This window comes from Amycolatopsis sp. NPDC051045, from assembly GCF_040682955.1.
Classification (GTDB): Bacteria; Actinomycetota; Actinomycetes; order Mycobacteriales; family Pseudonocardiaceae; genus Amycolatopsis.
This window is the reverse complement of record NZ_JBFBCC010000005.1, coordinates 206,958-221,056: the sequence shown is the minus strand read 5'-3', so window position 1 is coordinate 221,056 and position 14,099 is coordinate 206,958. Positions and strand designations below refer to the sequence as shown.

Below are 14,099 nucleotides of genomic sequence, written 5' to 3'. Positions count from 1 at the left end.
GCGCACCCGGACCACGTGACCCTGGTGGCCGACCGCGACCATCGAGGCGCACGATGAACACATGACCCGTGAAGCGCCGGCCCAGGACGTGGACGAAACCCGCCTCGAGGTGGGCAAGCCGAAGGGCTGGGCCGCCGGGATACCCGGCGTCGCCGTGTCGCTCGCGCGCAGCGTGGAACAGATGGGCACCGGCCGGACGATCAAGGCGCTGCGGCTGCTGAACCAGCGCGAAGGCTTCGACTGCCCCGGCTGCGCGTGGCCGGAACCCCGCGAGGTCGACGGCGAGAAGCGCAAGCTGGCCGAGTTCTGCGAAAACGGCGCCAAGGCCGTCGCCGAGGAAGCCACGAAACGGCGGGTGGACCGGGCCTTCTTCGCCGCCCACCCGATCGGGGAGCTCGAAACCAAGACCGACTACTGGCTGGGCCAGCAGGGCCGGATCACCGAGCCGTTCGTGCTGCGCGAAGGTGCGACGCACTACGAGCCGATCTCCTGGGACGACGCGTTCGAGCTGGTCGCGGGCGAGCTCAAGGCGCTGACCGACCCGAACGAGGCGATCTTCTACACCTCCGGCCGCACCAGCAACGAGGCCGCGTTCCTCTACCAGCTGCTGGTGCGCTCCTTCGGCACCAACAACCTGCCGGACTGCTCCAACATGTGCCACGAGTCCTCCGGCGCGGCGCTGTCGGCCACCACCGGCATCGGCAAGGGCTCGGTGAGCCTCGCCGACATCCACCAGGCCGACCTGATCGTCGTCGTCGGGCAGAACCCGGGCACCAACCACCCGCGGATGCTCTCGGCGCTGGAGGAGGCCAAGGGCCGCGGCGCCAAGATCATCGCCGTGAACCCGCTGCCCGAAGCCGGGCTGATGCGCTTCAAGAACCCGCAGAACGTCCGTGGGGTGGTCGGCAAGGGCACGCCGCTGGCCGACGAGTTCGCCCAGGTCCGCCTCGGCGGCGACCTGGCGCTGTTCCAGGCCGTCGGGCACCTGCTGCTGGCCTGGGACGCCGAAGCGCCCGGCGCGATCGTCGACCGCGAGTTCGTCGAGCGGGTCACCGAGGGCTTCGACGACTACGCGAAGCACCTGCGGGAGATCGACTGGACGGAGGTCGAGCGGGCGACCGGCCTGACGCGGGAGCAGATCGAACGCGTCGCGCGGATGATCGCCACGTCCGAGCGGACGATCTACTGCTGGGCGATGGGCCTGACGCAGCACAAGCACGCGGTGCCGACGATCTCGGAGATCGCGAACCTGGCCCTGATGCGCGGGATGATCGGCAAGCCCGGCGCGGGCCTGTGCCCGGTGCGCGGGCACTCGAACGTCCAGGGCGACCGGACGATGGGCATCTGGGAGAAGATGCCGCAGTCGTTCATGGACGCGCTCGCCGCCGAGTTCGGCATCGAGGTCCCGCGCGAGCACGGCCTCGACACCGTCGACGCGATCCGGGCGATGCGAGACGGCCGCGGCAAGGTGTTCTTCGCCGTCGGCGGCAACTTCGCGGCGGCGACGCCGGACTCGGAGCTGACCGGGAAGGCGCTGCGCTCGTGCGCGCTGACCGTGCACGTGTCCACGAAGCTGAACCGGTCGCACGTCGTGCACGGCCGCACCGCGCTGATCCTGCCGACGCTCGGCCGCACCGAACGCGACGTCCAGGCGAGCGGCGAGCAGTTCGTCACGGTCGAGGACTCGATGTCGCAGGTGCACACCTCGCGCGGGCGCCTGCAGCCGGCGAGCGAGCACCTGCTTTCGGAGGTCGCCATCGTCTGCCGGCTGGCCGGGAAGCTGTTCGGCGCGGGCCACGCCGTGCCGTGGCGGACGTTCGAGACCGACTACGACCTGATCCGCGACCGGATTTCGCGGGTCGTGCCCGGCTGTGCCGACTACAACCGCCGCGTCCGCGAGCCGGACGGCTTCGTGCTGCCGCACGCGCCGCGCGACTCCCGCGAGTTCACCGGCACCGCGAACGGCAAGGGCAACTTCACGGTTTCGGCGCTGGAGTACCCGCAGGTCCCCGAGGGCCGGCTGCTGCTGCAGACGATGCGCAGCCACGACCAGTACAACACCACGATCTACGGGCTCTCGGACCGCTACCGCGGCATCGAGAACGCTCGCCGCGTGGTGCTGGTCAACCCGGACGACATCGCCGCACTCGGCCTGGCCGACGGCGCGCTGGTCGACCTGGTCTCCGAATGGCGCGACGACCCGGAACGTCGTGCGCCGGCGTTCCGGGTCGTCGCGTACCCGACCGCGCGCGGCTGCGCGGCGGCGTACTTCCCGGAGGCGAACGCGCTGGTGCCGCTGGACTCGGTGGCGGACAAGTCGAACACGCCGGTTTCGAAGGCGATCGTGGTGCGCCTGGAACCTCAGCCCTGAAAGTCCCGCTGCAGGGTGCCGGCCATGTCCGTGACCACGGCCTGCACGCTGTCGAGCGTCGCGGGCGGGATCAGCGCGGCCTCGGTGCCGCCGTCGGCGAGGGCCAGGCCCAGCACGACGTTCCCGGTCCGCACGGCGGCCCACCGCTCGGAGAACCCGGCCTCGTCGCCGACGCCGGTGGCGAGCCGGACGCCGGAGTGGTCGCCGAGCGCGTCGGTCATCAGCCGGGTGGCCTTGGCGGCGGCCTCGTCCGCGTCGGACTGCGTGAACCGCACCACGGCGATCGTGACGAGCCGGTAGTCCTGCAGGTTGGGCTTCCCGCCGCCGAGGTCGCGGGCGAACAGGCGACGGCAGCTGGTGACCTCGTTGCCGTCGCTGCCGCGGTCCTCGGGGACGACCGTGGTCTCGGCGGCCTTCACCGAGTCGGCCGGGATCTCGACGGTCCCGGGTGCGAGCTGCCCCTGCGCGTTCGGCCCGGGCAGCCGGCAGGCGTCGATCGCGCCCGGGTAGTGCACCGAAGCGGACGCCGACTGGCATCCGGTACAGAGAACGGCTGAAGCGAGGATGGGCAAGATCCACCCACCGCGGGCGACGCTGCTGCGCATAAATTCCGGACTTTCCGTATTCTCTGAAATTGACTTTCCGGATCGTTCACCGATCGGGTGAACTTTCCGGCCGCCACGTGGTCCTGCCCCGCCGACGGTCACCGCACCCTGCCTCACCAGTGCGGCAGCGTCAAGACCAGTGCCCCGGGTGGTCCACCGTGGTCCGGTGGTCCGGCGGGGCCGGCGGCGCCGGTGGAAATTCCGGACGCATTTCAGGTATTCAACGGAAAAACCCGTACTTCACCGTCGATCAATTCACGCAGACGACCCCGCTCGAGGTGATCGGCTCGTCACCGGCCCCCGCCGGAGCGCCGCCGCCGGCGGCCACGCCGGGGCCGTCGTACACCGTCCCGAGCACCACCTCGATGTGCCCGGCCGGCACCGACGCCGACTGCTGCGTCGCCAGCCCGCCCAGCAGCTTCGCCACCTCGGCGCCGCGCTCGGCGAGGTCGGGGCCGAACCGGACCAGTGACGTCCGCCGGGTGCCGGCGTTCTCGGTACCGCCCTGGGTGAACCCGTGCTGGACGAGGAACCCGGCCACGCGGGCCGCGAGGCCCTTCCGCGGGCTCGCGTTGGACACGTCGACGGTGACCGGGGCCGCAGCCGGCTTGGCCGGGCCCGCGGTCCCGATCAGGCTCGCCACGAAGGCCTTCACCGCGTCCGGGTCGACCCGGACCGCGGTGGCACGCGGGTTGTCCGGGTCGTAGCGGTAGTCCACGTTCACCACGGGGATCGTCGCGAACTGGATCCCGCCGCCGCTGACCCCACGCATCTGGGCGACGAAGTCGAGCAGGTTCCACGAGTCGTCCAGCACCACCGAGCGCTTCACCGCGTCGATCAGGTCCGACAGCTTCCCCGGGTCGGCCAGCGTGCCCGCCGACAGCACCTGCCTGGCCAGCCCGGCGAGGAACACCTGCTGGCGCCGGACGCGGGCGAAGTCGGTGCCCGGGAGGCCGTCGCGCTGCCGGACGAAGGCGAGCGCGTCCGCACCCGAGACGCGCTGCGGCCCGGCCTGGAAGTCCGCGCCGGAGTCCTTGTCCTTGGTGGCGTTCTTCAGGCAGACCTCGACGCCGCCGACGGCCTTGCTGATCTCGTAGAAGCTGAGCAGGTTGACCTCGGCGAAGTGGTCGATCTTCACGCCGGTGAGGTCTTCGACCGCCTGGCGCGTCGCGCGCCGCCCGGCGGTGAGGGCGGCCTGGTCGATCTTCGCCTTGTCGGTCTCCCCCTCCTTGCGCAACCGCCCCGCTTCGCCCGCCTTCGCCCGCCCGAACGCGGCGTTGATCTTCCCCTTCCCGCCCGGCATCGACACGTAGCTGTCCCGCGGGATGGAAAACGCTTTCACCTCTTTCGTGCCGTTCGGGATCCGCAGCACGATCAGGGTGTCGGTGAGGTCGTCGCCGTTGGCGCCGGCCCGCAGCTCACGCAGCAATTCCGGCGCCAGCGGGTTGCCTTGGTTGTCGCTGCGGGCGTCCCGGCCGACGAGGAGGATGTCGAGCGAGCCGTCAGCGGGCTGTTCCCCCGGCCGGGTCTCGCCGTCCGGGTCGATCACCCTGTCGCGCGTCACCCCGTCGAGGGCGTGAAGGTTCGCGTAGCCGTACGCCGTGCCGCCGAACACGATCATGGCCAGCCCGGCGACGGCCATCTTCCCCAGTGGATGCACGCCTCCTCGACGCCCGAGCACGGGCATCCGCTGCACGAGTGAGCGGAGTCACATCCGCAGGTGCGAGGCTCCGTTGAGGTCGAGGATCGTCCCGGAGGCCCAGGTCGCTTCGGCGGAAGCCAGGTACACCACGGCCGCGGCGACCTCCTCGGGCGTGCCGACCCGGCCGAACGGGCTCTGCGCGCGCAGGGCGTCGTCGATCCGGTCGGCCACGCGCTCGGTGGCGGTGAAGCCGGGAGCGACCGACGTCACGGAGATCCCGTGGGGCGCGAGGGAGACGGCGAGCGACTGGCCGAACGCGTGCAGTGCGGCCTTGCTCGCCCCGTACGCCGGGTGGTCGGGCTCGCCCCGGAACGCCCCGCGCGAGCCGATGTTGACGATCCGGCCCGGCGCGCCGCGCCCGATCAGGTGCCGGGCGACGCAGTAGCTCAGGTTCGCCGCGCCCACGAGGTTGACGTCGAGGGTGTGCCGCCAGATCCGCTGCCAGTCCGCATAGGACACCGAGGCGACCGGGTGCGCGGTGCCGGCCGACGTGGCGACGGCGGCGTTGTTGACCAGCACGTCGACCCCGCCCAGCCCGGCTTCGGCCGCGTCGGCGATGCGCCGCGCCGCCTCGGGGTCGGCGAGGTCGCCGCCGATCAGCACGTGCCCCGCGCCGGGCAGCGCGGCCAGGGTCTCCTCGGCGTCGGCGGCGCGGTGTCCGTAGTGGACGGCGATGCGGTGGCCGCGCGCCGCGAACGCGGTGGCCACCGCCCGCCCGATGCCCCGGGAAGCGCCGGTGACGAGAACGCCGTTGCTCATCCGAACAACTGCACCAGCTTCAGGAACAGCTGGTACACGCCGTAGCCGAAGGGCAGCACGACCCACGCCCAGGCCAGCACGATCAGCGGCACGCGGTTCGGCCGGGTTTCCTGTTCCGCCATCACGCCTCACTCCTCGCGGCCGTGCCCGCCGGCACCGGCTCGTGGTACTTCTCCCGCACCGGCCGCACCAGTTCGTTGGCCACGAAGCCGACCACGAGCAGGCCGATCATGATGTAGAACGACGTCGTGTACAGGTCGGGACCGGACTTGCCCGCCGCCTTCTCGCTGTCGGCGATCCGGTTGACGATCAGCGGGCCGAGCACCCCGGCCACCGACCACGCCGTGAGCAGCCTGCCGTGGATCGCGCCGACCTGGTAGGTGCCGAAGAGGTCCTTCAGGTACGCCGGGACCGTCGCGAAACCGCCGCCGTAGAACGACAGGATCACCATCGCGCACAGGATGAACACGAGCTTCGACGAGTTCTGCGTCAGCGCGATCACCAGGTACAGCACCGCGCCGACCCCGAGGTAGGTGCGGTAGATGTTCTTGCGGCCGACGAGGTCCGAAGTGGACGACCAGACGAACCGGCCGAGCATGTTGCACAGCGACAGCAGCGCGACGAACCCGGCCGCCGAGGCCACGCCCACCGGCGTCGACGTGCCCTTGAAGAAGTCCTGGATCATCGGCGAAGCCTTCTCCAGGATGCCGATGCCCGCCGTCACGTTGAAGCACAGCACGACCCAGAGGCACCAGAACTGCGGGGTCTTGAGGGCGTTGGCCGCCGACACGTTCGCGGTCGTGATCATGGCGGCGCCGTGGTCGGTCTTCGGCTCCCGGCCCGCGGGCTTCCAGTCGTCGGCCGGGACCCGCACGAGCAGCCAGCCCAGCGACATGAACACCGCGTACACGAGGCCGTGGACGAGGAACGCCGTCGCGATCGTCCCCGCGTCCGGCGCGGTGCCGAGCATCGACGACGACCACGGCGAAGCGATCAGCGCGCCGCCGCCGAAGCCCATGATCGCGATCCCGGTGGCCATGCCCGGCCGGTCCGGGAACCACTTGATCAGCGTCGACACCGGCGAGATGTAGCCGATGCCGAGCCCGACCCCGCCGATGCCGCCGTAGCCGAGGACGACCAGCCAGAACTGCCCGGTCGCCACCCCGAGCGCGGAGACGAGGAAGCCGCTGGCGAAGCAGCACATCGACACGAACATCGCCCAGCGAGGGCCGTTGCGCTCGACGAGCGTGCCGCCGAAGGCCGCGGACAGCCCGAGCATGACGATGCCGAGCTGGAACGGCAGCGAGCTCTGCGTACCGTTGAGGTGCATCGTCTTCTCGAGCGGGGTCTTGAAGACGCTCCACGCGTAAGCCTGCCCGATCGACAGGTGCACCGAGAGGGCCGCCGGCGGCACCAGCCAGCGCGTCCAGCCCGGCGGCGCCACGATCCGGGATCGGTCCAGGAAGCCGAGAGCCATCGGTTCCCTCCGTATTCTGGGGATGATGGAGGGAATGTATTACTAAATACCCGGTGTTGCACCATGCGAGTGTCAAACTTCCGGGACGGGAAAGGTGCAGGCGATGGGCAGGGTGACCGTGCGCAGGCCGGTACGGCGGATCTCCGCGACCGGGGACCGGCGCCGCCCCGACGCACTGGCGGCCGAAGAGCCCCTCGAGCTGCGGGTCGGCGGCAAGGCGCTGGCCGTCACCATGCGCACGCCGGGGCACGACGTCGAGCTGGCCCACGGGTTCCTGCTGTCCGAGGGCGTGATCGGCGGCCGCGAGGACGTGTCGGTCGCCCGCTACTGCGACGGCGTCGACGACCAGGGCCGCAACACCTACAACGTGCTGGACATCGCGCTGGCCGACGGCGTCCCGCCCCCGGACACCGGCGTGGAGCGCAACTTCTACACCACCTCGTCGTGCGGGGTCTGCGGCAAGGCCGCGCTGGACGCGGTCAAGCTCCGCACGCGCTTCTCCCCCGCCGAGGCCGCCTTCGCGGTGAAGAGCGAGACCCTGTCCGGCCTGCCGGATGTGCTGCGCACCCGCCAGAAGGTGTTCGCCAGCACCGGCGGCCTCCACGCGGCGGCGCTGTTCACCCCGGACGGCGAGCTCGACGTCGTCCGCGAGGACGTCGGACGGCACAACGCGGTGGACAAGGTGCTCGGCTGGGCCGTTCTCGCAGGACGCGTGCCGGCGCCCGGGTACGGCCTGCTGGTGTCCGGGCGTGCGTCGTTCGAGCTGGTCCAGAAGGCCGCGATGGCCGGTATCGGGCTGCTGGCCGCGGTGTCCGCGCCGTCGTCACTGGCCGTCGAGCTGGCCGAGGAGAACGGCATGACGCTGATCGGCTTCCTGCGCGGCGACTCGATGAACCTCTACACCGGTGACCACCGCTTGCTCACCTAAGCCTGCTCAATGGGGCAGCACCTTCGCCACGGCCAGGATTCCGTAGATCAGCGCGGCCAGGATCAGCACGATCATCGCGATCAGGACGAGCAGCGTCACGCAGCCGACGATGCCGTCCCGTTTGCGCATAGCGTCAGCCTAGACCGAGGCGACCCAGTTGCCGTGGAAGCCGTGGGGCACGCGGTCCGGCAGGTGGATCGCCGCCACGGTTTCCAGCGTGCCCGCGTCCAGGATCGTCAGGTCGCTGCGCTGCGTCGCCGGGTCGAAGACGAAACCCAGCAGGACGCCGTCGTCCTCGGCCGCTTCGTCGTGGCGAGGCACGAAGACGAACTCGCCGGGCTGCCGTCCGCCGCCGAACACGCGCTCGTCCCGTGAACCGGTGTGGAAGTCGTGCTTGAACAGCGAGCCGCCGGGTTGCGCGCCGTCGTCGGCCGACATCGTGTAGCCGTAGCGGTGGCGGTGGCCGACGAGCCGGTCGTCGACGCGGGGGAACTCCTGGCCGCGGTCGTCGAGCCGGTCCTCCAGGACCTTGCCCGCGACGAGGTCGACGGTCCAGCGGTCCAGGGTGGGGCCGCCCTCGTCCGGGCCGTGGAGCTCGCGGTCGAACATCCGCGGGTGGCGGACGACGTCGAGCACGACGCTGTCGTCCGACCCACCACTGTCGTAGGCGTTGAGGGGGTGGAAGACGTAGCACGGCTCGACGTCGAACCACCGGACGTCCCGGCTGCCGCCTTCGCGCGGCATGACCCCGATCCGCGCCGGGTACTTCGGGTCCCAGCGGTACGGCAGGCCGCCGTTCGCGCCGATCTTGCGGGCCATCATCGCGGTCACCGGGTCCGGCACCCGGACCTTGCCGACCATGGCCGACACCACCAGCTTCGCCGGCGTGCGCAAGGCAGCCGGCACGCCGGTGGCGACCGCCATCCCGGCGTTGAACGTGACCGGCAGGTCGTAGAACACGACGTGCTTCTCGGTCAGCGAGAAGTCGTGCATCATCGGCGACCCGGTGACCTCGACGTCGACCGTGCGGCGGGCGCGGCCGCCGGTGTCGATCACCGAGTACTGGACCTTGTTGCCCATGCCGAAGAAGTACGAGACGGCGTGCAGCTCACCGGTGCGCGGGTCGCGCTTGGGGTGGGCGGTGTAGCCGCCGGGGAGCGTGCCGTCGAAGTCGCAGCGGCCGACGGTGTCGAGCTCGTCGGTCAGCTCGTAGATCGGCGCGCCCGCCTCGACCAGGGCGAGGGTCTTGCCCGCGTGAGCGATGACGTTGGTGTTGGCGCCGAGCGCGTCCAGCCCGCAGAACCGGCTCGCGTCCTCGCCGTTCAGCGCCGCCGTGACGGCGGGGTTGCGCACCCACCGGTTGCGGTACCACTCGGCCTGGCCGTCGCGCAGGCGCACGCCGTGGACCATGCCGTCGCCCATGAACCAGTGGTAGGCCGCCGGGTCCACTTCGGACAGCGGATTGGGGCCGTTGCGCAGGTACCGGCCGTCGAGGAACTCCGGGATCCGCCCGGTGACGGCGAGCTCGGTGATCGTGTGCTCCCGGCTGACCGGGGCGAAGTTTCCTTCGAGGAACTTGTTGCCCATGCGACCCCTCCACGGATTTATAACTTGGTTATGCATACAGGTATAACAGGGTTATGGGATACTGGCAAGCATGAGCCCGAAACCGCGCGCGACGGACGTCAAGGCCCGGCTCGTCGAGGCCGCCATCCGGCTGCTCGACGAGAGCGGGCCCGAAGCCCTGCAGGCCCGCAAGCTCGCGGCCGAGGTCGGCGCCTCGACGATGGCGGTGTACACCCACTTCGGCGGCATGGCCGCGCTGGTCGACGAGGTCGCGCGCGCCGGCTACGTGCGGCTGTCGGAGTGGCTGGCCGAGGTCGGGGAAACCGGCGACCCGGTGGCGGACATCTTCAGCCTGGCCCGCACCTACCGGCAGGCGGTCGCCGAGCAGCCGCAGCTGTTCGCGGTGACGTTCGGCCAGTCCGCGCCCGGCGGCAAGCGGGCGACGCTCTCCGACCTCACGACCGAGGAAGGCCGCGAAGCCGCTCAGGAGGGGCTGGAGGCGTTCACCCACATCGTCCGCGCGACCGAGCGGGCCATCGAAGCCGGCCGGTTCCGGGCCGCGGACGAGTACCAGGCCGCCGCCCAGCTGTGGAGCGCGCTGCACGGGTTCGTCACACTGGAGGCGTCCGGCCACTTCGGCCCCGGCGAACAGGGCATAGACCACATTTTGATCCCCCTCGGGATCACGATGGCGGTGGGTCTCGGGGACACTGTGGAGCGGGCCGAACGCTCGGCCGAAACCGCGAAGGCGGCTTGGCGGGCGAGGACCGGAAACGCCGGGCAGGTCGGGAACGACTAACCCGGTGTGCAAGGGCGCGAGGGGAACGCGGAGCGGGTGCGCGGCGTCCTAATGAGGGGCAAGGGGGACGGAGACAGGTGAACGAGGAAAACGGGGAGGCGGAGCCCTCCGGGGCGGTCGTCGAGGCGGTCCAGGGCGCCCGGCGGTGGCTGAGCCGCCGTTCGGTGCTGATCGCGGGTGCGTCCGGGCTGGCCGTGACCGGCCTGGCCGTCGGCACCGCGACCGGCAAGCTGCCGTTCAGCCAGGCCCTGCAGCGCACGCTCGGCGTGACGTCGTCGAACCCGACGACCCAGCTGGGCAGCACCCGCGTCGAGCGCGTCTACTCCGCGGCCCGCGGCCGGATGGTCGACCTGGTGTTCATCCTGCCGTCGAAGACCCCACCGCGCGGGCTGCCGATGTCGCTCATGCTGCACGGCCTGCACGGCAACGCCCGCAGCGCGGCCCCGACCGGCACGCTCAAGCAGCTCGCCAGCGACGTCGCCCGCAAGGCGGTCCCGGCGTTCGGCTTCGTCGCCGTCGACGGCGGCGACAACTACTGGCACCAGGTCCACCCGGGCGACGACCCGATGGCGATGCTGCTGGAGGAGGTCCCGCAGTGGCTGCGGGCCCGCGGCTTCGCCGGCCCCACCGGGCTGCCGTTCGCCTGCACGGGCGCGTCGATGGGCGGGTTCGGCGCGCTGGTGTACACGCGCCGCCGGGTCGAGCGGCGCCAGCCGCCCGCCGCCGTCGCGACGCTGGCCCCGGCGCTGATCACGTCGTGGCCGGAGATGGCCAAGCGCCACATCTTCACCGGCATCCAGGACTGGACGGCGCTCGACCCGCTGCGGCACATCGACGAGACCAAGGGCGTGGCCAACGGCGTCTGGTGCGGCACCGAGGACTCGTTCATCACCGGCGTCCGCCGTTACATCGACGCCGCCCGCCCGGCGGTCGCGCACACGGCGCACGGCAAGCACGGCGACCCGTTCAACCGGACGGTGGTGCCGAGCTTGGTCAGCTTCCTCGGCAAGCACGTCCCCCGCGCCGACTGAGCCCGTCCCCGAAGGGCCGGGTCGTGAGCCGGGCCGCTCAGCGGGCGAAGTGGACCCGGGTCGTCGTGCGGCCCGGGACCCAATACGTGCGGACCAGGTCGGCCAGCCGGTTCACCAGCAGGAGGCCGCGCCCGCCCGGCGTCATGGCCGACGGCGGGATGCGGCCGGCCAGCGGCTCGGCGATCGTCCCGTCGTCGGTCACTTCGGCGACCACCTGCGACGGCTCCGCCCACAGCCGCAGCAAGCCGGTGCCGCCGCCGTAGAGCACGCTGTTCGTCGCCAGCTCGGCGATCGCCAGCGCGAAGTCGTCCCGCCGCGGACGGCGCAGGCCGTGCCGGGCGGCCCAGATCTCCGTGAAGCCGCGCAACGAAGCCAGCTGCCCGATGTCGAATCCGCGCTCGACCGCGCCCCACGGCGGCTCGAGCGGCCGGGTGAAGTCCGCGCGCACGCCGTCGGGATCGAAGCGCGGGCTGATGAACGGCCCGGCCAGGCCCCACAGCTCGGGATGGGTGCGCTCGGCGTCGGCCAGGATCGGCGGCGGCAGCGCCCCGACGTCGTACGGGCAGAGCACCGCCAGGTCACGTCCGGCGAAGGCGTTGTTGATGAGTGCTTCGTGCACCACGCACGCCGGGTACTCGGAGTCCGTGCGGCCGGCCCAGATCGGCTCGCCCACGATGCGCACCGGGCCGGCGTGTTCACCGGCGAAAGCGTGCAGCACCAACGGCAGGATGGCGCCGGGATTGCGGCCCGCCCGCTGCATGTCGAGCAACCGCACGTCGTTCGCCCGGCCTTCCAGGGCCTTCTCGATCAGCAGCAGGTTGCGGCCGGGAACGGCGACGGCCGCGGGCTCGCCCCGGTCGAGACCTTCCAGCAGGAACGGAATGACACCGTCGAGGTACTCGGTGTCACCGCGATAGAAGAGTGCCGGATGCCGGAACGGTCTGAGGGCATCTACCACGGGATTGTCTTACCCCGCCGCCGGTGACCGCAAACCCCTCCGGACGGCGGAGTTCACTCGACCCAACGGCCGACGACCGAAATCAGCCAGAAGCCGACCATGGTCGCGACCGCGAACAGGAGCACCCAGTTGAACAGCTGACGCCGCTCGGTCACGCCGCGCGCCTGCCACAGCCCGTACGCGGCGACGACGAACAACGGCACGGGGATCAGCGGCAACGGCGACAGCCGGGCCACCACAGCCACGACGCACGTGCCGGTGAACACGGCCAGCATGCCCATCAGCACGCGATTCAGCCACGGGTACCGGTCGGCGACGGACACGATCACGCGTTCGCTCAGCTCACGGAACCCCAGGACCCGGCCGGCCGGGACGGTCCCGGCGGGTTCCGGGGCCGGCGGTGGCGGCGCTTGCACACCACCACCGGGAGCGGCCCCGGAACCCGGGAAGGAGTCAGCAGTCATTCAGCTTTCCTGTCGGGTCTCCGGGCCGGGTGACCCGGAGACGCCCGGCCTCAGGCCGACTTCTCGCCGCGCTCGCTGCGCGTGCGCCGAGTCGGCTGCCGGGCGACGATCGTCGGGTTCACGTTCTCCCGGACGGTCTGCTCGGTGATGACGACCTTCGCCACGTCGTCGCGGCTCGGGATGTCGTACATGACCGGCTGCAGCACCTCTTCCATGATGGCGCGCAGCCCGCGGGCACCCGTGCCCCGCAGGACCGCCTGGTCGGCGATGGCCTCGAGCGCGGTCTTGGTGAACTCGAGCTCGACGTTGTCCATCTCGAAGAGCTTCTTGTACTGCTTCACCAGGGCGTTGCGCGGCTGGGTGAGGATGCTGACCAGCGATTCCTTGTCCAGGTGGCTGACCGTCGCCACGACCGGGAGCCGGCCGATGAACTCCGGGATCAGCCCGAACTTGATCAGGTCCTCGGGCATGGTGTCGGAGAAGACGTCGCTTTCCTCGATCTCGGACTTGGTGCGGATCTCCGCGCCGAAGCCGAGGCCGCGCTTGCCGACCCGCTCGTTGATGATCTTCTCCAGCCCGGCGAACGCGCCGGCCACGATGAACAGCACGTTCGTCGTGTCGATCTGGATGAACTCCTGGTGGGGGTGCTTGCGGCCGCCCTGCGGCGGGACCGAAGCGGTGGTGCCCTCGAGGATCTTCAGCAGTGCCTGCTGAACACCCTCGCCGGAGACGTCCCGGGTGATCGAGGGGTTCTCGCTCTTCCGGGCGATCTTGTCGACCTCGTCGATGTAGATGATCCCGGTCTCGGCCCGCTTGACGTCGTAGTCCGCCGCCTGGATGAGCTTGAGCAGGATGTTTTCGACGTCCTCGCCGACGTAGCCGGCCTCGGTCAGCGCCGTGGCGTCCGCGATCGCGAACGGCACGTTCAGCAGCTTCGCGAGCGTCTGCGCCAGGTAGGTCTTGCCACACCCGGTGGGGCCGAGCATCAGGATGTTCGACTTGGCGAGCTCGACCGACTCCTCCTTGGAGTCCTTCGGTCCGGCCTTGTCGTCCGCCTGGATCCGCTTGTAGTGGTTGTAGACCGCTACCGCGAGGGTCCGCTTGGCGTCCTCCTGCCCGATGATGTACTGCTCGAGGAACTCGTGGATGTCGGCGGGCTTGGGCAGCTCGTCGAGCTTCACGTCGCCGGCCTCGGCCAGCTCCTCCTCGATGATCTCATTGCAGAGGTCGATGCACTCATCGCAGATGTAGACCCCGGGGCCGGCAATGAGCTTCTTCACCTGCTTCTGGCTCTTCCCGCAGAAAGAACACTTCAGCAGGTCTCCGCCGTCACCGATCCGTGCCATGGCCGTTGACCTCGTCCCCTCCGGCGCGGGTTTCCGCGCCTGACTGTGTTGCGACGGTGCGACCCCCGGTCACGTGGACCGAGCGGAGCCCCA

14 protein-coding genes are annotated in these 14,099 nt (G+C 70.8%); 4 read left to right on the top strand and 10 right to left on the bottom strand.

What is annotated here, in order from left to right:
* The first annotated feature begins 61 nt into the window (after window positions 1-61).
* Entirely contained in the window at window positions 62-2,371 is a 2,310-nt protein-coding gene (locus AB0M80_RS14780) for an FdhF/YdeP family oxidoreductase (RefSeq protein WP_364564011.1), read from the top strand.
* Here AB0M80_RS14780 and AB0M80_RS14775 read toward each other — a convergent pair.
* The 5 genes from AB0M80_RS14775 to AB0M80_RS14755 all read right to left on the bottom strand — a co-directional run bounded on the left by AB0M80_RS14775 (window position 2,362) and on the right by AB0M80_RS14755 (window position 6,914).
* Window positions 2,362-2,886: a hypothetical protein gene (locus AB0M80_RS14775; RefSeq protein ID WP_364564008.1), complete on the bottom strand. Its 525-nt coding sequence runs from the start codon at window positions 2,884-2,886 to the stop codon at window positions 2,362-2,364. The genes AB0M80_RS14780 and AB0M80_RS14775 overlap by 10 nt on opposite strands.
* A 340-nt stretch (window positions 2,887-3,226) precedes the next feature.
* Window positions 3,227-4,636: an LCP family protein gene (locus AB0M80_RS14770; protein ID WP_364564005.1), complete on the bottom strand. Its 1,410-nt coding sequence runs from the start codon at window positions 4,634-4,636 to the stop codon at window positions 3,227-3,229.
* A gap of 48 nt (window positions 4,637-4,684) precedes the next feature.
* On the bottom strand, window positions 4,685-5,437 hold the full coding sequence (locus AB0M80_RS14765; protein WP_364564002.1) for an SDR family oxidoreductase: 753 nt from the start codon (window positions 5,435-5,437) through the stop codon (window positions 4,685-4,687).
* A complete protein-coding gene (locus AB0M80_RS14760) occupies window positions 5,434-5,559 on the bottom strand; it encodes a hypothetical protein (protein ID WP_364563999.1) in 126 nt (41 codons plus the stop codon). The genes AB0M80_RS14765 and AB0M80_RS14760 overlap by 4 nt, the downstream gene beginning before the upstream one ends.
* Window positions 5,559-6,914 (bottom strand): OFA family MFS transporter, encoded by a 1,356-nt coding sequence (locus tag AB0M80_RS14755; RefSeq protein WP_364563996.1) that lies wholly within the window; start codon window positions 6,912-6,914, stop codon window positions 5,559-5,561. The genes AB0M80_RS14760 and AB0M80_RS14755 overlap by 1 nt, the downstream gene beginning before the upstream one ends.
* 103 nt (window positions 6,915-7,017) lie before the next feature.
* On the opposite strand from AB0M80_RS14755, the gene fdhD reads away from it, so the two are divergent.
* On the top strand, window positions 7,018-7,842 hold the full coding sequence (gene fdhD, locus AB0M80_RS14750) for a formate dehydrogenase accessory sulfurtransferase FdhD (RefSeq protein ID WP_364563993.1): 825 nt from the start codon (window positions 7,018-7,020) through the stop codon (window positions 7,840-7,842).
* Window positions 7,843-7,848: 6 nt separating this feature from the next.
* Here the strand turns inward: fdhD and AB0M80_RS14745 are convergent, their stop codons facing one another.
* Both AB0M80_RS14745 and AB0M80_RS14740 read right to left on the bottom strand, forming a co-directional pair.
* Window positions 7,849-7,971, bottom strand: a complete 123-nt coding sequence (locus AB0M80_RS14745; protein WP_364563990.1) for a hypothetical protein — start codon at window positions 7,969-7,971, stop codon at window positions 7,849-7,851.
* A gap of 9 nt (window positions 7,972-7,980) precedes the next feature.
* A complete protein-coding gene (locus tag AB0M80_RS14740; protein WP_364563988.1) occupies window positions 7,981-9,429 on the bottom strand; it encodes a carotenoid oxygenase family protein in 1,449 nt (482 codons plus the stop codon).
* Window positions 9,430-9,499: 70 nt separating this feature from the next.
* Here AB0M80_RS14740 and AB0M80_RS14735 point away from each other — a divergent pair, with 70 nt between their 5' ends.
* Window positions 9,500-10,207: a TetR/AcrR family transcriptional regulator gene (locus AB0M80_RS14735; RefSeq protein WP_364563986.1), complete on the top strand. Its 708-nt coding sequence runs from the start codon at window positions 9,500-9,502 to the stop codon at window positions 10,205-10,207.
* A 77-nt stretch (window positions 10,208-10,284) separates the two neighbouring features.
* Window positions 10,285-11,238, top strand: a complete 954-nt coding sequence (locus tag AB0M80_RS14730) for an alpha/beta hydrolase-fold protein (protein WP_364563985.1) — start codon at window positions 10,285-10,287, stop codon at window positions 11,236-11,238.
* Between the two features lie 37 nt (window positions 11,239-11,275).
* Here the strand turns inward: AB0M80_RS14730 and AB0M80_RS14725 are convergent, their stop codons facing one another.
* Genes AB0M80_RS14725 through clpX form a run of 3 tightly spaced genes read right to left on the bottom strand, consistent with a single transcriptional unit; the run spans window position 11,276 to window position 14,006 of the window.
* Window positions 11,276-12,196, bottom strand: a complete 921-nt coding sequence (locus AB0M80_RS14725) for an anti-sigma factor RsbA family regulatory protein (RefSeq protein ID WP_364563983.1) — start codon at window positions 12,194-12,196, stop codon at window positions 11,276-11,278.
* 53 nt (window positions 12,197-12,249) lie between these two features.
* Window positions 12,250-12,660, bottom strand: a complete 411-nt coding sequence (locus tag AB0M80_RS14720; RefSeq protein WP_364563981.1) for a hypothetical protein — start codon at window positions 12,658-12,660, stop codon at window positions 12,250-12,252.
* 50 nt (window positions 12,661-12,710) lie between these two features.
* Window positions 12,711-14,006 carry an ATP-dependent Clp protease ATP-binding subunit ClpX gene (gene clpX, locus AB0M80_RS14715; protein ID WP_364563979.1) on the bottom strand — a complete coding sequence of 432 codons (1,296 nt, stop codon included), beginning with the start codon at window positions 14,004-14,006 and terminating at the stop codon, window positions 12,711-12,713.
* Window positions 14,007-14,099 lie beyond the last annotated feature (93 nt).

Bases quoted from the DNA above. Each gene is read 5' to 3' on its own strand.
- AB0M80_RS14780 (WP_364564011.1), top strand. From the start codon at position 62: ATGACCCGTGAAGCGCCGGCCCAGGACGTGGACGAAACCCGCCTCGAG.
- AB0M80_RS14765 (WP_364564002.1), bottom strand. From the start codon at position 5,437: ATGAGCAACGGCGTTCTCGTCACCGGCGCTTCCCGGGGCATCGGGCGG.
- AB0M80_RS14760 (WP_364563999.1), bottom strand. From the start codon at position 5,559: ATGGCGGAACAGGAAACCCGGCCGAACCGCGTGCCGCTGATCGTGCTG.
- AB0M80_RS14755 (WP_364563996.1), bottom strand. From the start codon at position 6,914: ATGGCTCTCGGCTTCCTGGACCGATCCCGGATCGTGGCGCCGCCGGGC.
- fdhD (WP_364563993.1), top strand. From the start codon at position 7,018: ATGGGCAGGGTGACCGTGCGCAGGCCGGTACGGCGGATCTCCGCGACC.
- AB0M80_RS14745 (WP_364563990.1), bottom strand. From the start codon at position 7,971: ATGCGCAAACGGGACGGCATCGTCGGCTGCGTGACGCTGCTCGTCCTG.
- AB0M80_RS14740 (WP_364563988.1), bottom strand. From the start codon at position 9,429: ATGGGCAACAAGTTCCTCGAAGGAAACTTCGCCCCGGTCAGCCGGGAG.
- AB0M80_RS14735 (WP_364563986.1), top strand. From the start codon at position 9,500: ATGAGCCCGAAACCGCGCGCGACGGACGTCAAGGCCCGGCTCGTCGAG.
- AB0M80_RS14720 (WP_364563981.1), bottom strand. From the start codon at position 12,660: ATGACTGCTGACTCCTTCCCGGGTTCCGGGGCCGCTCCCGGTGGTGGT.
- clpX (WP_364563979.1), bottom strand. From the start codon at position 14,006: ATGGCACGGATCGGTGACGGCGGAGACCTGCTGAAGTGTTCTTTCTGC.